Origin of the sequence: Thiocapsa sp., from assembly GCF_018399035.1 — a bacterium.
Classification (GTDB): Bacteria; Pseudomonadota; Gammaproteobacteria; order Chromatiales; family Chromatiaceae; genus Thiocapsa.
Genome location: NZ_CP073760.1, coordinates 3,746,835 through 3,766,294, shown reverse-complemented (window position 1 = coordinate 3,766,294; position 19,460 = coordinate 3,746,835). Strand labels below are relative to the sequence as shown.

Genomic DNA, 19,460 nt, shown 5'->3' with positions numbered 1-19,460 from the left:
CGAAATCCGTTACCCCGGCTCGGGGCGCAGGGCCGCTTCGCGCGACAGCTCGCGATAGACCGCGAGGTTTCCCTCCACCATGACGTCGATGGAGAACTCGCGCGCCATCAGGGCCTGTCCGCCGTTGCCGAGTCTTCGGCGACGCTCGGGGTCGGCGAGCAGGGCCTGGAGTGCGGCTCTCAATGCAGCGATGTCGCCGGGAGGCACCAGGAACCCATTCTCGCCGTCGCGCACCGCCTCCGGGATGCCGCCGACGCGGCTTGCGACGATCGGCACGCCGGCGCTGGCGGCCTGGAGCAAGGAGACGCCGAGCCCCTCCATGTGCGCCGGGTGGACGAGCAGATCCAGGCAGGGCATGACCTCGGCGAGATCGTCCCTGAAGCCCAGGAGCCGGACACGCCCGGTTAGCCCCTTCCGGTGGATCTGTGCTTCGAGTGCGTCCGCGACCGGCCCCTTCCCGAAGAAGAGCACCTGCAGGCCGGGATAGCGATCCATCAACGGGGGCAGTGCCTCGATCAGATCGGCGTGCCCCTTGCGCTGAATGAGTTGGGCGACGACGCCGATCAGGAGTGCGTCCTCCGGCACTCCGAGCCGAGCGGCGATCGAGGCGCGCGCGCAGGGCCGGGCGTAGGTGGCGTAGTCGACCGCGCTGCGAACGACCCGCAGTTTCTCGCCGGGCAGCCCCTCGGCAAGCAGCACGTCGCGAATCCCCTCGGAGATGGCCACCACACGGTCGAAGAGTCGGTACTTGAGCGCGACCAGCCAGCGCGGCTCGGGGTTGTCGACCCGGCGGGTGTGGACGACCGGCACACCGGCGAGGCGCGCCGCGATGCCGCCCATGACGTCGGCGCCGATGCGGCTGTGCAGGTGCACCAGGTCCGGTCGGCTCGCACGGATCAGGCGTCTCAGACGGACGACCATCGGCAGGTCCAGATCGCCCCGCATCGGCATGCCGTAGACCTGAGCGACGGGCTCAGCGGCTTCCGCGAGGGCACACCCTGCGGGGCAGGCGAGCAGATTCTCGTGACCGCGTGCGGCAAGCCCGCGCAGCAGGTGCAGGACCTGATAGGCCCCGCCGTAGAGGTGACGTCCGCCCTCGACGTGAAGGATCCTCACGGCGCAGCCCCGAGCACGCCGCGGGCCGCGTCCAGGATCTCGTCGATCGTGATCAGATGCATGCAGGTGAAGGCCCCGTCGCAGGTCGGACGCCGTTTGCAGGGCGAGCAGTCGAGCGTGTGGTACAGCACCCGGGCGTTGGCGCGGGTGGTGTCGCGATAGGGACAGGTCGAGCCGAAAAGGAGCAGGCTCGGCGTGCCGAAGGCGATGCCCATGTGACCCAGGCCGGTATCCACGCCGATCAGGAGCGCCGCCCGGTCGATCAGGGCCGCGGCCTCGATGAGACTGGTGCGGCCCGCCAGATCGACCAAGGAAGTGTCGGCGGCATTGCGGATCCGTGTCGCGGCCTCGCGGTCCGCCGGAGCGCCGAGCACGACCGGCGTCAAGCCGAGATCCGCCTGGATGCGTGCCGCAAGCGGTGCCCAGCGTTTCTCGATCCAGTGTTTTTGCGGACGCGTCGTGAAAGGGCAGAGCACCGCGAAGCCGTCGCTCAGACCATACTCGGCGATGACACGATCGGCGAAGGCTGCCTCGGTGTTGCCGTAATGCACGGCCATCGCGAAGTCCTTCGCGGGCAGACCCAAGGTCTGCGCCAGATAGAGATACTCCGATCCGATACGCCGGGGATCCCCGCCGCGCTGAACCGTCCGCGTCATCAGCCATTGGCTGCCCTCGCGCGAGCCCAGACCGATCCGCTCGCGAGCACCCGAGAGCCGCGTCAAGGCGCCGCTCTTGAGCAATCCCTGCAGGTCGATGGCGAGATCGAAGCGACGCTCGCGCAGATGCGTCCGCAGTGCCCTGATACCGGACATCAACTCGCGCAGACGCCGCTCGTACCACAGGCGCCGCCAGTGACCCAGCGGACAGACGATGACCTCGTCCAGATCAGGATGTCGGTCCAGCAGGGCGCGATACTCGGGCTGCACCAGCCAGGCGATGTGTGCCTGCGGATAGGCGCGTCGCAGGGCCGCGATCAGCGGCGAGGCGAAGACGATGTCGCCGATCGCGGAGAGTCTGACGACGAGGATCTTCACCCGCGGCCGTCCCCCGGCGGCTTCGTCAGCCTGGCGAGACGGAAGCTGTAGGCGGACCCTGCGAGCAGGATCCAGAAGACCATCCAGTCGCTGCGCACCACGCGATAGTTGAACAGATTCCAGATCAGCACGAACACGAGCGTGACCAGGAAGAGTCGGCAGAGATCCGCCGGGAGTCGTCCGGCGCGACATTCGCCGCCCGTCGCGCGCACCAGCGCCCAGACCAGCGCGACCGCCAGCAGCAGCCCGACGGCGCCGAATTGAAACAGCGTTTCGGCATAGGCGTTGTGCAGATGCGGCAGCCAATTGACGTTGTCCAGGAGGGTGTCCGCTCGCCCGCTGGAGGCGATCCATTCGCGGCTGGTGCCCGCACCCCAGCCGAACCAGGGGTGTTCGCGCCATTTCTCGACAGTGAAGAGCAGGGCGTTGACGCGCAGGCCGACCGGATCGGAGGTCACCTCGGTCACATCGCCGCTGATCACCTGCTGCAGGGTGTCAGTCTGGTCGGTGAGCCGCATCGCGATCGTCTGATATTGACTCGACAGGAAGGCCCCGAGGGCGGCGGCGACCAGCAGGAGCGCAAACCAGCGTCGGCGTGCGGGTCTTACCGTCGTCGCCTGTCGCGCCCGCCATTCCATCAGCATCAAGACCGCCAGCCCGCCGAGAAAGCCGAGCCAGGAGCCGCGCGATTGGGACAGGAGCAGGCCCTCCAGCATGACGAGCAGCCAGACGGCCCAGAGCGTCGTCGCGAGCCAGCGCTGCCAAGGTCGGTCGCGCATCGCCCAGAAGGCACGGCGTGTCGCGAGGAGCCCGAGCGCCCCGAGCCCGGCGAACATGCCGAAGGCGATCGACGGAAGGTAAGCATCGAACCGGGTCGAGAAGAAGACGGCGTCGAAGGTCGCCCAGTCGATCTTGCGAAAGGTCGCGAGGGTGAAGCCCGCGAGCCCGAGCAGCAGAACCAGGCGCACCCGATCCGGGCGTCCGGCGGCCCAGTAGGCGAGCGGGATGAAGAGCAGCAGCTTCACCCAATCCGTTCCGTTCTCGACAACCGCTTGTGACAGCGTCGGGGTCGGCTGTAGGACATAGGCGATTGCGCTGTGCACGGCGACATAGAGCCCGAAGGCCAGGGCCGTGAGGGCGACCGGATCCCGTGCGAGCCGCCGCCAAGCGTCGAATCGGATCAGGAAAGCAAGCGCCAGCAGGACCAGGCCGACGGTGGCCGGCGTGATCCCGAGCAGCCCGAAGAAGGCAAAGACATAAAGGCCGACGAGACCTGCACGTGACCAACCGTCGGTCGGCACGATGCTCGGCATAAGGCGGGGCGTCTCGGGCAAGGTCGGCGTCTCGAAGGGTTCGCGGGATGAGGATCTCGCCTCGGGACGGGTATGATACGCGCGATCGCGTACCCGGGTGCACCGAGGCGCGGGCCCCGACGGACGTTGCGGTCGGCACGCATCCGCAAGTCCGGGAGCGCCGAGCTGCACGCCGTGCTCCGGCCGCACTGCCTGAACAATTCGACATCCAACACAAGACTCGGCCCGATGCGACCGCCGTGTCGAGGACGATCAATGCCTGCCATCGACCCGTCGGCTCAACCCATCCCGGCTCCACTGTCTCATCGGCCGTCGCGCCCTGTCTGCCTCTTCATCCCGAGCTTCGGTGACGGCGGGGTGGAGCGCATGATGGTCAACATCGCCCGCGGGATCGCCGATCAGGGTGTCCCGGTCGACTTCGTGGTCGGACGGCGCGAGGCGCCTTTTCTGGATAGTCTCCCGGCCACGGTGACCGTTCATGCGCTCGGCCGTGTTTCGCCGCGGGAGCGGCAGCGCGTCCTCGCCGAGTATGTCGAGCGCCGTCGACCCTCCGTCGTCCTGTCGGCCAAGACCGAGGACGATCGCATCGCGCTCGCGGTGAAGGCGAGCTCATCGACCGATACCCGGTATTTTCTGCGCCCCGGCACCACCATGTCCGAGCGCTGGCGTGCGCGCGGGAAGAATCGGCTCAAACGCTGGTGGGAGCAGCGCGAGCTGCGGAGCCTCTTTCAGCGGGCCGACGGGGTCGTTGCCGTGTCCGAAGGGGTCGCAGCCGACATCGCCGAGGTGACGGGCATCCCGCCGAGTCGCGTCCAGGTGGTGCGCAACCCCAACATCACGCCCGAGTTCTATGCACAGGCGCAGGAGCCGCTGGATCACCCCTGGTTCGGCACCGACCAGCCGCCGGTGATCATGGGCGTCGGCGGCCTACGCACCCAGAAGGACTTCGCGACCCTGATCAAGGCGTTCGCCCTGCTGCATGCGCGTCTGCCCTGTCGGCTGATGATCCTAGGACAAGGCCGCCAGCAGGGGCGCCTCCTGCGCCTCGCGCGGGATCTGGGCGTTGCGGACGACGTGGCCCTACCCGGCTTCGAGCCCAATCCCTACCGCTTTCTGGCGCGCGCCAAGCTCTTCGCCCTCTCCTCGCTCTGGGAAGGCTCGCCCAATGTCCTGACCGAGGCGCTCGCACTGGGCACACCCGTGGTTTCGACCGATTGCCGCAGCGGACCGCGGGAGATCACCCGCGACGGCATGTTCGGCGCCTTGGTGCCGGTCGGCGATGTCGAGGCACTGGCGGCCGCCATGAAAGAGACCCTGCTCAATCCGCCGCCGCCCGATGTCTTGAAGGAAGCGGTGCAGGGATATCGGATGGACATCAGCGCACGGCGCTACCTTGCGGCCTTCGGGCTGATTGCGGAGGGTTGACCCTATAGTCGTCCGGACCTGTCGAGCGATTAGTCATCGCGCAAAAAAGGGGTCGGTGCGGCCCTTTGCCGGAGCCAAGCCTCCAATCGGCGCAGCGGGCCATCGCTCAGGCCCCCGCTCCGACTTTCGGATCGAACCAGTTCTCGACGATGAGGCCGGAGAAGTCCGCGAAGTCCTCGGTGTTGCGTGTCACGAGGACCAACCCATTAACGGCGGCGATGGCCTCGATCTGGCAGTCGGCGTAAGATGGCGTGCGCCCAATCTTTTCCAGACGTGCACGTTCGTGCGCCTGGCGGGAGACGCTCGAACCCGTAATGCATCTCCTGCCAGGAGATGGCCGAGATGGCCAATTCCGTTGTGTGCGCCTCGATGCCGGCGAGGACAGCCCCGGAGGGCCTTGCTCTGATCGGCTCGGAGACCACGTTGGTGTCCAACACGTATTTCATTCGGACCACTCGAAGCCACGGTCCTGTGCTGCGCGATCGCGCCAAGATTCGACCTCTTCGGACTGCAGGTCGATGGGTTCGAATTCGGGATCCGCGCGCATCTCGCGAATAGCGTCCCAGAAGGGCGGCCGGACGGCTCCTCGGCTCAGACGACCGTACTCGGCTTCCGAGAGCAGCACGGCAACGGGTCGACCGCGGCGCGTAATGTGCACGGTCTCGCCGCGCTCGGCCTGGTAGATGCGCAGGTGGCAGTCGATACGATCAGACTGCTTCAAGCTGTTGCTGGCGGTTCGCGTCAGGCGTTTCGTGCGGTGTGTCGACCGGTTTTTTCGACCGTCCCCGCTGCGTCCTCCCGACGCATTTTCCCAGCGTCGCCTCGATGTGTTCTCGAAACCAGTCGTTTCAGGTCGAGGTCAGAACATCATCAAACATCATCAAACATCACGACTCTAACAACATCATGTCATTAAAATCGACACTGCGTGATCTCTCTCATCCTATTCTGCGGCACCTAGCTTTTAGTCTGCCGGCCAAGGTCGAACAACACGTCATCCGGATTCCCATCCTGGAAGGGACGGGACTCGGCGTCTATGAGCAATTCAGGCGTGGTGAAGAAGCCTGGAAGCTCGCACTGTATCGACGCCTGCCAGGCGACAGCGGAAACCTTTTCCTGGACGTTGGCGCGAACCTCGGTCAAACCCTGATCGAGCTGCGGCAAGTCGACACCCATCGACCCTACCTCGGCTTTGAGCCCAACCCGGATTGCTTGCACTATGTTTATCGCCTGATCAAGATCAACGAATTTCCCAACGTCGAGTTGGTCGCCGCCGGGATCGGTGATAGCACCGGATTACTGACGCTGTACCTCCCGGCTGGCCGCTCCACAGACTCCACGGCAACACTGCTCGAGGATCTGCGCCCCGAGAGGGAGTATGACACCCGCCATGTCCCGATCTTCAGCGACGAGCATGTCAATGGCCTGATTGCGAAGCGCCCCCTGGGCTTCGTCAAGATTGATGTGGAGGGTGCCGAGCTGGAAGTTCTGAGGGGTATCCAGGGTATCCTCCGTCGCGAACGTCCGCCCATCCTCTGCGAGGTACTTTTCACTGACCCTAAAGGCGATCTCGAAGCGAGCCGGACGCGCAACGAAAACATCATGTCCCTGCTGCGTGACCTGAACTACCGCGTTCTGCAGATTCGAAAATCCCCGGATCTGCGTTCGACCGTCGGTTTCGTTCCCATTGAAATCTTTCCGGTCGATTATTATTGCCCCGCCAACATGCATGAGTGTGATTATCTGTTCCTACCCGATGAACGAGCGGAGGAACTGTTGAACAAAATGGCCTGAACTGGGAAAGGGGTCAGGTTCACACCATTCGGTTATCATCACTCCATGGTTGGCTATCGTAGGCACCGCGTATGAGCAACGCGTATGAGCAAGATTTCTTCTCTTGGACCCGGGAGCAGGCCGCGGCGGTGCGCGAAGGGAATCTCGGGCGTATGGATCGCGAGCTTCTAGCCGGAGAGATCGCAGAGATGGGACGCTCCGAGCAACGCGCGCTGGCTGCACGTATGGCGGTCATCGTCGCGCACCTCCTGAAGTTGGAGGTGCAAACCGAGCGAACGCCGACCAACGAGAAAAGTTGGCGCAACTCCGTTGCAACCCAACGTCGCCAAATCGAGCGTCTCCTCGGCAGGAACCCGGGGCTTCGCACGGTCGATCCGTTCCGGAAAATCAGGTTAACCTGTCCACCGAACCAAGAGCCCCTGCATGCCGACCGCGATCGTCCTCGCCACCCTGAACGCCCGTTATGCGCATGCCTCGCTGGCGTTGCGCTATCTGCGGGCGAATCTCGGGCCGCTGCGCGAGGTCAGCATGCTGTGCGAGCTCGTGCTGGGCGCGGCACCCGAGGAGGTGGTCGAGCAGCTGCTGGCCGAAGGACCACGCATCGTGGGATTGTCGGTCTACATCTGGAACGTCGCGCCTCTGACGCGAGTCGTCGCCTTGCTCAAGGAGACGGCGCCGGATGTGGTGGTCGTGCTCGGCGGTCCGGAGGTGAGTCACGAGGTCGAATCGCAGCGGATCTGCGCGCTGGCGGACTATGTGGTGACGGGTTGGGGCGAGGTGACCTTCGCCCGGCTGGCGGGCGCGATCCTGGACGGACAGCCGCCCGCGGCGAAGGTCCATGCTGGCGAGCAGCCGCCGCTCGACAGCATCCGCTTTCCCTACGACGAGTTCTCGGACGAGGATCTGCGGCGGCGAAATCTGTACGTCGAGGCGTCGCGCGGCTGTCCGTTCAAGTGTGCCTTCTGCCTGTCCGCGCTGGATCGGACCGCGTGGCCGTTTCCGCTCGCGCCGCTGATCGCGGAGCTGGAGCGGCTGTACGTGCGCGGTGCTCGGCGCTTCAAGTTCGTCGACCGGACCTTCAACCTCAAGCTCGATCACGCCTCGGCCATCCTGGGGTTCTTTCTGGAGCGCATCCGGGAGCGCCCGGATGACCTGCCTTTTCTGCATTTCGAGCTGGTCCCGGATCATCTGCCGGAGCGGATGAAGGGGATGCTCGTAGCCTTTCCGGCGGGCACGCTGCAGTTGGAAATCGGTGTGCAGACCTTCAATCCCGAGGTGCAGGCGCTGATCTCGCGGCGTCAGGACGATGTGCAGGCCGAGGCCAATCTGCGCTGGCTGCATGCCGAAACGACCGCGCATCTGCACGCCGACCTCATCATCGGCCTGCCGGGCGAGGATCCGGCCTCGTTCGGGGCCGGCTTCGATCGGCTGATGCGGATCGGTCCGCACGAGATCCAGGTCGGGATTCTGAAGCGGCTGCGCGGCGCGCCGGTCTGTCGGCACGCCGAGCGGTTCGGGCTGGTGTTCAGCCCGGATCCGCCGTACAGCCTGCTCGCCAGCGACCGCATCGACCGCGGAACCATGCAGCAGCTGACGCGGTTCGCGCGCTATTGGGATCTGGTGGGCAACTCGGGGCGCTTCGGTCGCACGCTGCCGCTCCTGCTGGGCGACGCGCCCTTCGAGCGCTTTCTCGCTTGGTCAGACTGGTTCTACGCGCAATCGGGCAAGACGCACGGCATCCCGCTCGAGCATCTGTACGAGGGCCTGCACGACTGGCTGTCGCTGCAGGGGATCGCGGAATCGGCCACCGCGGCGTTGCGCAGCGACTATGCCGCCTGCGGTGCGCGCGGACGCCTGTCGTTCGACCCCACGCGGCGGATCCCGCCGCCGTCGCCGAAGACCGAGGGAGCGCTGCCGACGCGCCAAGCGCGTCACCTCACACCTCGGACGCGTTCCAGCGGCTCACCAACGCTCTGATGTCTGCGGCCTTGCCTTCGATGTCCGTGACCAAGTCGAATTGGATGCCGGCCTTGCGGAGGTTCTCGCCGGGCTCCGCAACCTTGAAGTAACGGTCGCCTTCGAGGTGGTCGGTCAGGAATCGCAGGCCCAGCTCGAAAGGCATGAGACGGATCGCCTCGGGGATCAGGGCGATCTCCTCGGCACTCAGCCAAGCGCGCGTCTGCTCGGCATAGGCGTGGAGGATCGGCTCGGCGACGGCGAGATCGAACGAGACCCGGTTGAGCCCGCCCGCGGACTCGCCGCTGCGGTTGCAGCAGGAACGCAGACAGTCGCCGATATCGTGCAGGATCAGGCCGGGTTGCAGGGTGTCGAGGTCGATCAAGGCGAGTGCACGCCCGCTGTCGCGGTCGAACAGGATGTTGTCGAGCTTGGGGTCGCCGTGGATGACACGCACGGGGATCTCGCCTCGGTCGCGCGCATCGGCGAGTCGCTTCGCGAGTGCTTGGCGGTCGAGCGCGAAGCGAACGCCGATCTCGACATCCGGATCGTTGCGGGCACCCTCGACCCGAGCCAGGACCGACAGAAAGCGCGCGAGATAGGCCGGCGTGTCGTGAAATCCGGGTAGGGTAACGCTCAGTGCATCGGCGGGCAGCGATTGCAGCAGGGTATGGAAGCGGCCGAGGAGCCGGCCGACCTCGCGGGCCTGCTCGGGAGTCTCGAGGCGGGGCAGGCCGACGGCATCTTCGATCAGCGTCATGAGACGCCAGACGTTTCCGTCCGGAGCGCGCAGACCCGCTTCGCCCGTACGGGTCGCGATCAACACCGGGACACGGAATCCGAGATCGGGGTGCAAGCGCGCCTGTCGATCGAGTACCTGGATGTTGGACATGATCCGCAACGGATCGGGAAAGACCGCGCCGTTGATGCGCTGGAGTACGTAGCGCGTTCCGCCGGCCACGACCCGAAAGGTATCGTTGATCAGCCCGCGACCGTAAGGCTCGATCGCCTCGACCGGCGAGGCGATCTCGAACGCCTCGACGATGGTCCCGAGCACTGCGCGCTTCGGCGCCTGTCGCGCCCCGTCGATCTCTCCCCGACGCATCTCAGTAGGACCGCCGCACGTCCAGGACATCGGGGATCTGCTGCAGCTTCGTCAGGATCTTCTCCAGGTGCGCCATGTTCTTCACTTCCAGGGTAAAGCGCATTGCCGCCGTGTCCGTGGAGCGCTCTGAATGGGTGTTGACGCCGAGCACGTCCACCTCGTCGTCGGAGAGCACGGAGGAGACATCGCGCAGCAGACCCTTACGATCCGCGGCGATCACCAGCACGTCCACCGAGTAGCCGGCGTTGGCGGGTTGATCCGCCCAACGCACCGCGATGAGACGCTCGGCCTCCGCCGGCGGCAGGTTGCGCAGGTTGCTGCAATCCTTGCGATGGACGGTGACCCCGCGTCCGCGGGTGACGAAGCCGATGACGGGGTCGTACGGGACCGGCTTGCAGCAGGGGGCGAGATGGGTCATGAGGTCGTCGACGCCCTCCACCACGACATCCGTGGCGCCCTCCAGCCGGGGCTTGTGCGGCTGGCGCAGTTTGGGCTCGATCTCCTTGATCTCCTCGGTCTTGCGCTCCCCGACCTGGCGCGCGACCTGTCCGACCGACAGATCGCCGCGCCCGATCGCGGCCAGCAGATCCTCCCCGCGCTTGAAGTTGAAGCGGGTCGCGAGCTCTTCCAGGTTGGGCTTCTCCGCGATGCCCAGTCGGCCGAGCTCGCGCTCCAGCGTGACGCGGCCGCCCTGCAGATGCTGATCGTGATCGAGCTGCTTGAACCATTGGCGGACCCGGTTGCGGGCGCGTGCCGTGGTCAGATAGCCGTGATGGGGGCTCAACCAATCGCGGCTGGGCGAGGCGTTCTTCTGGGTCAGGATCTCGACGGTCTCGCCGCTGCGCAGCTCGTAGTTCAGCGGCACGATCCGTCCGTTGATGCGAGCGCCGCGGCAGCGGTTGCCGACCTCCGAGTGGATGGCGTAGGCGAAGTCGAGGGCCGTGGACCCCTTGGGCAGCTCGATCACCTTCGACTGCGGGGTCAGCACATAGATGTGGATCGGCTCGAACTCGGCCTTGAAGCGCTCGAGGAAGCCGCCGGTCTCGTCGCCTTCGTTCTTGAGCTCGAGCCAGTTGCGCATCCAGATGACGCGCCGCTGGAACTCGGCGTCATGCCCCTTGGACTCCTTGTAGGCCCAATGGGCGGCGACACCGAACTCGGCATGCCGGTGCATCTCGTGGGTGCGGATCTGCACCTCGAGCGGCTTGTCCTCCGGCCCCACGACGGCCGTGTGGAGCGACCGATACATGTTGCCCTTGGGCGTGGCGATGTAGTCGTCGAACTCCTTGGGGATGTGCTTCCAGAGTCCGTGCACCAGCCCGAGCGCGGCGTAGCAGTCCGCGACCGACCCGACCAGGATGCGCACCGCGCGCAGGTCGAAGATCTCGGCGATCTCGACCTCCTTGCGCTGCATCTTGCGCCAAATGCTGTAGATGTGTTTCGGCCGGCCGGTGATCTCGGCCGCGATGCCGGCCTCGCCGAACGTGTCGTGCAGGGTCTGGATGACCACCGCGATGTAGTGCTCGCGCTCTTCGCGGCGCTCGGCCAAGAGCTTGGCGATGCGCTTGTACTCGTCGGGCTTGAGATAGCGCTGGCTGAGGTCTTCCAGCTCCCACTTGACCTGCCAGATGCCGAGCCGGTTGGCAAGCGGGGCATAGATGCGCTGGGTGTCGCGCGCGATCTTGGCGCGGCGCTCCGGCTCGAGGTCCTTGATGGCGCGCATCAGGTGGACGCGCTCGGCGAGCACCACCAGCACCACCCGCACGTCCTCGGCGATGCCGAGCAGCAGACGGCGCAGGTTCTCCTCGTGCTCGTCCTGATCCTTGGCGGCGATGATGGCGTCGATGTTGGCGATCTGGCCGATGCGCGAGAGATCGCCGACCATCCGCGCAATCCCCGGGCCGAAGTGATCTTCGAGCTGCGCTTCGGTGAGGTCGCCCTGATCCAGACAGCCGTTGAGCAGGGCCGCGATGAGGGTCTCGAAGTCCATCCGCAGACGCACCAGGATGTCCGCCGTGGAGAGCACGTGCCGCACATGGGTCTCGCCGGTCTCGATACGACGGTCGCCGCGGCAGCGCGTCAGCGCCGCGCAGGCGCCGGCGATCTGCTTGAGCTCCTCGGTTGGATAATGGCTTGCCAACCCGTCGAGCCAGTGACGGATCGCCTCGTCGTCGTCGCCATGCGACTCGGGGAGGTTGTAGGTGGGTTTGACCATGATGTGAAGCGACTCTCGGTAGCTGCGGTCGATCTTGGATGTTTGACCCTGAAACCCCGGACTTTGAACCGCAAAGGCGCGAAGGGCGCAAAGAAAACGCGCGGGCTGGATCTTCGATGCCCACGCGACGCGCCGCCGACCCCCAAAACCCGACGCGCTGCTTTGCGGACCTTGCGCCGCGAGAGTCCTTGCGGGGTCAGTCCGTCAGCAGATGGCTCGCCAGCCCGTCCGCGAGCTTCGGCTCGAACCAGGTCGACTTCGGCGGCATCACCTCGCCCGCATCGGCCACCGCCATCAGGTCTTCCATCCGGGTCGGGTGGAGCGCGAAGGCAACGGCCATCTCGCCCGAGTCGACCCGCGCCGAGAGCGCCTCCAGGCCGCGGATGCCGCCGACGAAATCGATCCGGTCGTCGCGCCGCGGGTCTTGAATGCCGAGGATGGGGCAGATCAGGTTGTCCTGGAGCAGGCTGACATCGAGCCGCCCGACCGGGTCGTCGTAGGGGATCCGCCCCGGATCGAGCGCCAGCCGATACCAGTGACCGGCCAGGTACATCCCGAATTCGCCGGGACGCTCGGGGGCGACCGGACCCGGTGCGCCCTCGATCTCGAAGGCGACTGCGAGGCGCTGCATGAGGGTCTCGACGCTGTGACCGTGCAGGTCTTTGACCACACGGTTGTAGTCCAGGATCCGCATCTGATCGTGCGGAAAGATCACCGACAGCATGTAGTTGTAGGGCTCGGCCCCGGTGTGACCGGGATTCGCGGCACGGCGCATGGCGGCGACCCGCGAGGCCGCGGCGCAGCGGTGGTGGCCGTCGGCGATATAGAGTGCGTCCAGGCCCTCGAAGGCGGCGGTCAGCTCGGCGACCGGCGCCGCGTCCATGATGGGCCAAAGCTCGTGTCGAATCCCGTCGGGCGCGGTGACGTCCGTCTCGGCCGGGCCGCCGTGGAGACCGGCAGCGAGACCGGCGAGCAGGCCATCGATGTCCGGGCGCGCTCGGCAGGCGAGCAACACAGGTCCGGTCTGGGCGTTCAGTGCATCGATCTGGCGCACCCGGTCGTCCTCCTTGACGGGACGCGTGAGCTCATGGCGTTTGATCCGATCCCTGTCGTAGGCCTCGATCGAGGCGGCGGCGACCAGACCGGTCTGGCGATGCGCGCCCATCGTCAGACGATAGAGGTAGTAGCCGGGCGTCGCGTCGCGCACCAACAGGCCCTCGCCCAGCATCCGATCGAGGTTCTCGCGTGCCTTGGCATAGACCGGCGGGCTGTAGGGATCGATGCCCTCGGGCAGATCGACCTCGGGGCGCGAGATGTGCAGAAAGCTCCAGGGGCGACCCTCGACCAGCCGACGTGCCTCGGCGGCGTTCATCACGTCGTAGGGCGGGGCGGCCACGTCCGCGGCATGCGCGGGGGCCGGCCGGAGCGCCGCGAAAGGTTTGATCAGGGGCATGGAGACTCACCGTCGGTGTCGTCGAGACTGGATGGATGGCGTTCGGGACGTCGGTGTCCGCGAGCCAATGGTATCAGCTCGGATCGAGCCTCGGCCAAATCCGACGTGGATGTCCGCAGTGCGATCTGCAGCCCCGAGCCGGGCGAAGCGGAGTCATACGGGCTCGCCTGGCTCGGGGACGCGAGCGCGGGAAGGCGGCTCTATACTCGGGTGGATATTTCCCCCGCGAATCCGAATCGACGGCATGACCGACAACAACTATCTCAAGGATCTGATCCTGCTGCGCAACGACCCGTCGAAGGTCGCGCGTATTCGCAATGCCGCCGAGCGCGGAGAGATGGACGCCCAGTATGCGATGGGCCTCGTCTATGCCGAGGGGCGCGGGGTGGAGATCGACCTCGCCCGCGCGCATTTTTGGTTGTCGTTGGCCATCGCGCAAGGGGACACGGACGCCGATCAGTTGCGCAACATCGTCGGCAGCCAGATGACCGACGCCGAGTTCGCAGCGGCCAAAGAGCTGATCGTCGCGCATCGCGCGACTCACGCGGCGTCAACGACCACGCACTAAACCGTGCAGACTCCGACTCTCGCCGAATCTGCCCACCGCGCTGCGGGGTTTCGGTCCGATGCCATTGGCGTGGACTGGATGGGTTTCGCTTCGCTCTACCCATCCTACGTGTTTCGGTTGTTTTTGAATCGCTCCTGACTTACCAACAGGGCGCGGCGACGCTCGACATCGGACCGAAGGCATCGACCGGCGGGGGAACCCGGCGACCGGGTATCCGACCCCGCACCAATTGCCGTAGAGCGGCATGCATTTGAAGGCGGCGGCTTGGGTCGCGCAGGTGGCGAGAACGGCACCGAGCAGCCAGGAGAGGACGGGGGTACGGCTCATGGTGAATCCTCGTTCGCTTGAGCGGACTGACGCGTGCGCGCCCGAGAGGCTAGTGCAGCACGGCAGATGTGTCGAGACCGTTCGTTGTCGTGGTCGTGGTCGTGGTCGTGGTCGTAATCGATACTCGATTACGATTACGACCACGACCACGACAACACTACTCGATCCGGGATGCCTCGGCCGAGACGTCGCGCGCGCGTCGCTCGAGCCGGTTTTCCGCCTTGAAGCGCGCGGCCTCGCGGATCAGGGCAAGGCGCGCGCGGTCCCGGCCCCAGATCGCCTCGAGGCGACGGTCCGGCACGGTCTCTTCGGTCCAGAGGCGCCAGAGCAGGGTGGCGTTCTCCCAATAGGCCGCGCCGATGGTATGTCCGTCGGGGCTGAAGTCGGCGTAGGCAACCCCGCCGAGTGCGCCATCGAGGGTGAGAAAGGACTCCTCGGGCAGCATGCTCGGACGCGTGGGACGCATCCAAATGCGCACTGCACCGTCACGCGAGGCGGTCAGGATCCAGCGTCCGTCCGGACTGAACTTGGCGGCGTAGATCCGATCCTTGTGCCCGAGGAGATCCGCGAGCAGGGCGCCGTCCAGGGCCCAGACCTGTGCCTTCGCGTCCAATGACGCGGTGACGAGCGCCTGACTGTCCGGCGCGAACGCGACACTGTAGAGGATGCCGGCTTGGGGCTCGAGAGACAGGGGGTGCGCAGCCGCTGTCGGTCAGAGCCGCCAACGCGGCGCTGCCGTCCTCGCTCGATGTTGCGAGCCACCGACCATCGGGAGAGAAGGCGGCGTCCGTCACCGTGTCCGTATGCCATTGTGCAGCGCACACCGTCGCCCAGCCGCCGCTGCTGTCCATCCGCATGACCCGGACACCGCCGCCGTCGTCGCCGGTCGCGACCAGTGTCGCGCCATCCAAGCCCTCGGAGACCGCCGCGGCTTGAACCCCGCTTCCGCCCTCGCCCCAGTCGGGTGCACCCTCCAGCGGGGCGCAGGCCTGCGGATCCCAGAAACGGACCGGCTCGGCGAGATGGCTCGATGTGGTCAGCAGCCACCGTCCGTCGGGGGCGAACAGGGCCTGATGGACGTTCGGACAGGTGCGCCCGCCATCCGGACTGCAGGGCGCACCGTCGGCGGCAACCGCGAGGCGGCAGCCACCGCCGGTCTTCAGATCCCAGACCCGGGCCGTGCCGTCGTGACCTGCGCTGGCCAAGCGATCCGCCGAGGGCGAGAAGGCGACCCGGCGCACCCGCCCCTGATGTCCCGTCAGGGTCCAGATGCGCACCGGCGGGGGGCATCGTCGCGACGATCGTACTGCCAAACCTCGACCCGTCCGTCGAAGGCCGCGGTGGCCAACATGACCGCGGGCGTATCCGTCGTCCCGGCGTCGGGCGCACCTGAATCCGGCGATGCGGCGCCCGGCGCTGCAAACGTCTCGGCCATCGCCAGATGCCAGACGTGATCGGCGCTGGGGAGATGAAAGGCCAGTGTCTCGGTCGGTTTGACCGACCAGAGTCGCGCCGAGCCGTCCGGATCCGAGTAGCTCAGGACCCGACGGCCGTCGACACTGAAACGCGCATCCGTCACCGCCGCGTCATGACTGAAGACCGCCACCTCCTTGCCGGAGAGCAGACCCCAGAGCCGCGCGGTTTTGTCGAGCGAGGCACTGAGGACGAGGGGCTCGCGATCCTCGTCGTCCATGCCCGGCGAGACCCGCACGTGCTCCACGCTCAGGTCGTGATGCCCGAGGACCTCGGCATAACGGCTCTCGAGATCCCAGCGCACCACCTGTCCCGCGTCGTCTCCGGCGATCAGATATTGCCCGCCGGGCGAGAACACCGCCTCGCGCACCGCGGACTTGTGGATGCGAATGCGTCGGCCGTCGCGTTCGATGATGCCCAGCTCGGCAAGCTCGCCGCCGTCGAGGTCGTAGACACGGATCCGCTCGTCGGCGGACGCCACGGCGATCCGCCGACCGGCGGGGTCGAACCGGGCATCGTTGGCCGGCCGGCCGAGCGAGCCGCTGGTCGGTAGAACCGCCCGTTCGGCTCCCGTGCCGGTCTCGAGCACGCGCGCGGAGCCGTCGCGCGAGGCCGTGACGAGCAGCTCCCCGTTCGGCGCGAAGGCGATGCTGCGCACCTCGCTCGCATGCACGGGCACGTCCCAGAGCGGCGCACCCGGGCGGCTCAGGTCCAGGAGACAGACGGCATAACGGTCCTGCTGCGCACCGTGGGAGAGGGCGAGAAAGCGGCCGCCTAGGTCCAGCGCGATCGGGCTGTCCGGGCGCGCGCCGCAGCTCCAGTCGGGCGGCTGCCCCGGCTCGGCCGGGAGCCGCCAGACCCCGCCCTCGCCGATCCCCAGGATGGTCTGGGGCGTGCCGCTGCCGACGAAGCGTACCGAATGGATCGGCGTCTCCGGACCGGACAGGCGTGCCTCGGGCTGGTAGCTCTGACCGCGCAGCGCCCAAAGCTGCGCACCTTCGCCCCGCGATTGAGTCACCAAGCGCTCGCCGTCGTCTCGAAATGCCGGAGGCAGCGGCTGGTCGCCCGCCATCGCCTCGGACTGGACCATCGCGATCATGCGATTCGTGGTGAAGGCGCGACTGAGGGTATCGGTCGCGGCTTCGGGCAGATAGGGACCGGCATTGAGGGCGAGTCGCACCGCCTCCGGTGTATTGCCCTGGCGCACCGCGAGATCGGCCGCCTTGAGCAGGCTGCGCTGAAGGTTCAGGGTGGCCTCGCGCGAGGCGTCCCAAGCCCAGAAGGCCGCCCCGGTGGCGAGCACCAGGAGTGCGGCCAGGGTCAGACCGAGGAGACGGGCCCACCGGTTGCGCCGTCGCTGCAGCACCAGGTGCTGATGCGAGTGCTCGAGGAGCTCCTGCTCCAAGGGCTCGAGCTCCTCGCCGTAGGCCTCCGCGAAGCGCCGCGCCGCGGCATAGCCGGCCTCTCCCAGCAGATATTCGCGATTGCAGTCGGTGCGCCGCCACAGGCGCGCCTGGCGAGAGATCTGATAGCGCAGGATGAGATCGCGGCGGTTGCTCGGGTCCGCGACCCAGTCGCGGATCGGTGACCACCGCTCGAACAGGGCCGGATGGATCAAGCTCGCGAGCGCGCGGTAGTCCTCCCAGTGCAGGACCGGCACGGCGTCGGGATCCTCGGCGCGCTCGATGGCCGGGGCCATAATGGCGGGGGCCGGGGCGACCTCGAAATCGCGGTCCGACGGCACCGACGCATCGCGCCCGGCGGTGCCGCGCCTGCTGCGCAGCCGCTCGCGCCATTCCTCGCCGGTCTGGATCATGATGCGGCGCAGATCGTCCATGAGACGCGGCGCCTCCTGCGTGCAGCCGAGCCGCGCCGAGGGATCGGCCACACCTTCGGCGACCAACAGGCGAGCCTCGATCAGCGACTCGACGAGCCTGGCGACCGCCGCCCGACGGGTCAGGGTGCGAAGATCCCCGCGGCGTGCACCGAGCATCGATGCGCCTCCGCCCTCGAGCGCGATCAGGCCGCGGCAGAGCACCGGCAGCGCATCCCGAACCGCGGGATCCAAGGCATCCCAGAGGGCCTGCGCACGGCCCAGCAGCGAGCCGGAGAGTCCGCCGACACGGCGATAATCGGCAAGGGCCAGGGGCCGATTTCGATTGGATTCCACATCGCCGGAGCCGTCGCGCGCGCGGTGGTAGAGCTCGTCCAGGGCGGGCTCCAGGACGGCCGGCCAATGCTCGAGCAGGCTCGCCTCCGACTCCAGCGCATCGACCAGACCGCGTCCGCCGCCGGCCATGCCCTCGTACTCGATCCCGGCCACCCGTGCCGGGATCTCGATCACCTGTCTGATCCGCGCCGCCGGCGGCGGCTCCAGGCGAAACCAACTCTGCTCGTCCAGGAGCGACGCGAGCTCGGGCATCTCCCCGAGGTGGCGCAGATAGTCGCTGCGCAGCGAGGAGATCACCCAGACGCCGTCTCGGGCGGCGAGCAGGGCCAATGCCTTGACGAAGGCGCGGGTTCGAGGCGCGGCCCGCATCGCCTCCGTGAACAGGCGATCGAGCGGATCGACGATGACCGCGAGCTGTAAACGGCCGTTTGAGGCGTCGCTTCTGCTCGCCGGATCATCGGCCAACTGCCCGAGCGCGGCCAGCAGCTGATCGGCGGCGACCTCCGGCTCGCTGACCAGCAATCGCGTCAGGCGCGCGACGTCGAGCCCGAAGCCGTCCAGCGCCGGCCCCAACAGACCGGGCGCGGCGAGGGCGACGGCCAGGGCCTGGATCGGGTCGCGATCCTCCAGCTCCACGAAACCCCAGCGACACCCGGCAATGCCGGGGAAGAGAAAGGGCCGGATCAGACGCGGCAGCAGCCCGGCGCGGATCAGGGAGCTTTTGCCCACCCCGCTCGGACCGCTCAACAGGAGCAGGCCGCGCCCCGGACCCTGCAGCGCCTCCAAGCGGGTCACCAGCTCGCGCGTCTCGATCTCACGACCGGTAAAGACGCGGTCGTCGACCAGCTCGAACGGTGCACCGGCGCGGAAGGGACTCCCGCGCCAGTCGGCTGCATCGGAGGCCAGGCGCCGCTCCGCACTGATGCGTCGGTTCAGGAGCTTGCGCAGTTGCGTCTCGAGCAGCTCGCGGAAGCTGCGGTCGTTGCCGAACTGTCTGAAGGCGCGACTGAAGCTGCCGTCCGGGTTGAAGAAGTGGGTGCGGAAGAACTCTTCGAGTCGATGCCGGTCGGCGAGCGCCTCGCGGGTCGCCTCGGCATTGTTGACGTCCACCATGCGCGGCGCGGTCTTTTTGTAGACCAAGACCTCGGGGGTGCCCGTGCGGGCCGACTCCCGCACCGCATCGACGAACTCCCACTCGGTCCCTGTCATGCCCTCGTAGGGGTCCTCCGCGAGCGGTGTGCCGAGCCGGGTCCAGAGCATGACGAGCACGATCTCGCATTCCGAAGGACGCAGGAGACCGGCCTGAAAACTCTGCGCGGCCGTCAGTGCCTCCTCCTCCCAAAGCACGGCCTGGAGGCTGAAATAGGGGAGATATTCCTGGGCCAACGCCTCGATCACATCCTTGATCAGTGCACGTTCATGCTCCAGATCGGACGGCGAGGAGACGAAGATTCTGACCTTGTGCTCAGTCATGGGGGTGATCGGGAAAGGACATGCCGCAACTATACTCG

14 protein-coding genes and 3 pseudogenes are annotated in these 19,460 nt (G+C 67.0%); 5 read left to right on the top strand and 12 right to left on the bottom strand.

The window, feature by feature from the left end; all coding sequences use genetic code 11:
• Positions 1-9: 9 nt before the first annotated feature.
• The 3 genes from KFB96_RS17120 to KFB96_RS17110 are packed head-to-tail and all read right to left on the bottom strand — an operon-like array spanning position 10 to position 3,463.
• Positions 10-1,116: a glycosyltransferase gene (locus KFB96_RS17120; RefSeq protein WP_213457111.1), complete on the bottom strand. Its 1,107-nt coding sequence runs from the start codon at positions 1,114-1,116 to the stop codon at positions 10-12.
• On the bottom strand, positions 1,113-2,150 hold the full coding sequence (locus tag KFB96_RS17115) for a glycosyltransferase family 9 protein (RefSeq protein WP_213457112.1): 1,038 nt from the start codon (positions 2,148-2,150) through the stop codon (positions 1,113-1,115). Before KFB96_RS17115 ends, KFB96_RS17120 begins: the two co-directional genes overlap by 4 nt.
• Positions 2,147-3,463, bottom strand: a complete 1,317-nt coding sequence (locus KFB96_RS17110; RefSeq protein ID WP_213457114.1) for an O-antigen ligase family protein — start codon at positions 3,461-3,463, stop codon at positions 2,147-2,149. The genes KFB96_RS17115 and KFB96_RS17110 overlap by 4 nt, the downstream gene beginning before the upstream one ends.
• Positions 3,464-3,718: 255 nt before the next feature.
• On the opposite strand from KFB96_RS17110, the gene KFB96_RS17105 reads away from it, so the two are divergent.
• The gene (locus tag KFB96_RS17105) at positions 3,719-4,888 is read left to right on the top strand and encodes a glycosyltransferase (RefSeq protein ID WP_213457116.1); all 1,170 of its coding nucleotides are present in this window, start codon (positions 3,719-3,721) and stop codon (positions 4,886-4,888) included.
• 206 nt (positions 4,889-5,094) lie between these two features.
• Here the strand turns inward: KFB96_RS17105 and KFB96_RS27635 are convergent, their stop codons facing one another.
• Positions 5,095-5,334 (bottom strand): PIN domain-containing protein, encoded by a 240-nt coding sequence (locus KFB96_RS27635; protein ID WP_366931467.1) that lies wholly within the window; start codon positions 5,332-5,334, stop codon positions 5,095-5,097.
• On the bottom strand, positions 5,331-5,609 hold the full coding sequence (locus KFB96_RS17100) for a type II toxin-antitoxin system Phd/YefM family antitoxin (protein ID WP_213457118.1): 279 nt from the start codon (positions 5,607-5,609) through the stop codon (positions 5,331-5,333). The genes KFB96_RS27635 and KFB96_RS17100 overlap by 4 nt, the downstream gene beginning before the upstream one ends.
• A gap of 38 nt (positions 5,610-5,647) precedes the next feature.
• Between KFB96_RS17100 and KFB96_RS17095 the strand changes: the two genes are divergently transcribed.
• The 3 genes and pseudogenes from KFB96_RS17095 (at position 5,648) to KFB96_RS17085 (ending at position 8,659) form a co-directional block, all read left to right on the top strand.
• Entirely contained in the window at positions 5,648-6,682 is a 1,035-nt protein-coding gene (locus KFB96_RS17095) for an FkbM family methyltransferase (RefSeq protein WP_213457120.1), read from the top strand.
• Positions 6,683-6,753: 71 nt separating this feature from the next.
• A pseudogene (locus KFB96_RS27630) lies at positions 6,754-7,035 on the top strand (DUF29 domain-containing protein); the annotation flags it as partial.
• A 70-nt stretch (positions 7,036-7,105) separates the two neighbouring features.
• A complete protein-coding gene (locus tag KFB96_RS17085) occupies positions 7,106-8,659 on the top strand; it encodes a radical SAM protein (protein ID WP_213457122.1) in 1,554 nt (517 codons plus the stop codon).
• Here the strand turns inward: KFB96_RS17085 and KFB96_RS17080 are convergent.
• The 3 genes from KFB96_RS17080 to KFB96_RS17070 form a co-directional block, all read right to left on the bottom strand.
• Positions 8,619-9,743, bottom strand: a complete 1,125-nt coding sequence (locus tag KFB96_RS17080; RefSeq protein WP_213457124.1) for an aminoglycoside phosphotransferase family protein — start codon at positions 9,741-9,743, stop codon at positions 8,619-8,621. The two genes, KFB96_RS17085 and KFB96_RS17080, sit on opposite strands and share 41 nt — an antisense overlap.
• Before the next feature lies 1 nt (position 9,744).
• Positions 9,745-11,958, bottom strand: a complete 2,214-nt coding sequence (locus KFB96_RS17075; protein WP_213457126.1) for a bifunctional (p)ppGpp synthetase/guanosine-3',5'-bis(diphosphate) 3'-pyrophosphohydrolase — start codon at positions 11,956-11,958, stop codon at positions 9,745-9,747.
• 196 nt (positions 11,959-12,154) lie between these two features.
• Positions 12,155-13,411 carry a DUF1015 family protein gene (locus KFB96_RS17070; protein ID WP_213457128.1) on the bottom strand — a complete coding sequence of 419 codons (1,257 nt, stop codon included), beginning with the start codon at positions 13,409-13,411 and terminating at the stop codon, positions 12,155-12,157.
• A 244-nt stretch (positions 13,412-13,655) separates the two neighbouring features.
• Between KFB96_RS17070 and KFB96_RS17065 the strand changes: the two genes are divergently transcribed.
• The gene (locus KFB96_RS17065; RefSeq protein WP_213457130.1) at positions 13,656-13,979 is read left to right on the top strand and encodes a sel1 repeat family protein; all 324 of its coding nucleotides are present in this window, start codon (positions 13,656-13,658) and stop codon (positions 13,977-13,979) included.
• Between the two features lie 484 nt (positions 13,980-14,463).
• Here KFB96_RS17065 and KFB96_RS26920 read toward each other — a convergent pair whose 3' ends face one another.
• From KFB96_RS26920 to KFB96_RS17060, 4 genes and pseudogenes are all read right to left on the bottom strand, one after another.
• On the bottom strand, positions 14,464-14,772 hold the full coding sequence (locus KFB96_RS26920; protein ID WP_367114977.1) for a hypothetical protein: 309 nt from the start codon (positions 14,770-14,772) through the stop codon (positions 14,464-14,466).
• A gap of 51 nt (positions 14,773-14,823) precedes the next feature.
• Positions 14,824-14,973 (bottom strand): annotated as a pseudogene (locus KFB96_RS27625) (hypothetical protein); the annotation flags it as partial.
• 97 nt (positions 14,974-15,070) lie between these two features.
• Positions 15,071-15,547, bottom strand: a pseudogene (locus tag KFB96_RS27620) (WD40 repeat domain-containing protein); the annotation flags it as partial.
• Between the two features lie 17 nt (positions 15,548-15,564).
• Positions 15,565-19,422, bottom strand: coding sequence for an AAA family ATPase (locus KFB96_RS17060; protein ID WP_300970420.1), 3,858 nt, complete (start codon positions 19,420-19,422; stop codon positions 15,565-15,567).
• Positions 19,423-19,460: the final 38 nt, after the last annotated feature.

Bases quoted from the DNA above. Each gene is read 5' to 3' on its own strand.
- KFB96_RS27635 (WP_366931467.1), bottom strand. From the start codon at position 5,334: ATGAAATACGTGTTGGACACCAACGTGGTCTCCGAGCCGATCAGAGCA.
- KFB96_RS17110 (WP_213457114.1), bottom strand. From the start codon at position 3,463: ATGCCGAGCATCGTGCCGACCGACGGTTGGTCACGTGCAGGTCTCGTC.
- KFB96_RS17060 (WP_300970420.1), bottom strand. From the start codon at position 19,422: ATGACTGAGCACAAGGTCAGAATCTTCGTCTCCTCGCCGTCCGATCTG.
- KFB96_RS17105 (WP_213457116.1), top strand. From the start codon at position 3,719: ATGCCTGCCATCGACCCGTCGGCTCAACCCATCCCGGCTCCACTGTCT.
- KFB96_RS17065 (WP_213457130.1), top strand. From the start codon at position 13,656: ATGACCGACAACAACTATCTCAAGGATCTGATCCTGCTGCGCAACGAC.
- KFB96_RS17080 (WP_213457124.1), bottom strand. From the start codon at position 9,743: ATGCGTCGGGGAGAGATCGACGGGGCGCGACAGGCGCCGAAGCGCGCA.
- KFB96_RS17075 (WP_213457126.1), bottom strand. From the start codon at position 11,958: ATGGTCAAACCCACCTACAACCTCCCCGAGTCGCATGGCGACGACGAC.
- KFB96_RS26920 (WP_367114977.1), bottom strand. From the start codon at position 14,772: ATGCGTCCCACGCGTCCGAGCATGCTGCCCGAGGAGTCCTTTCTCACC.
- KFB96_RS17085 (WP_213457122.1), top strand. From the start codon at position 7,106: ATGCCGACCGCGATCGTCCTCGCCACCCTGAACGCCCGTTATGCGCAT.
- KFB96_RS17070 (WP_213457128.1), bottom strand. From the start codon at position 13,411: ATGCCCCTGATCAAACCTTTCGCGGCGCTCCGGCCGGCCCCCGCGCAT.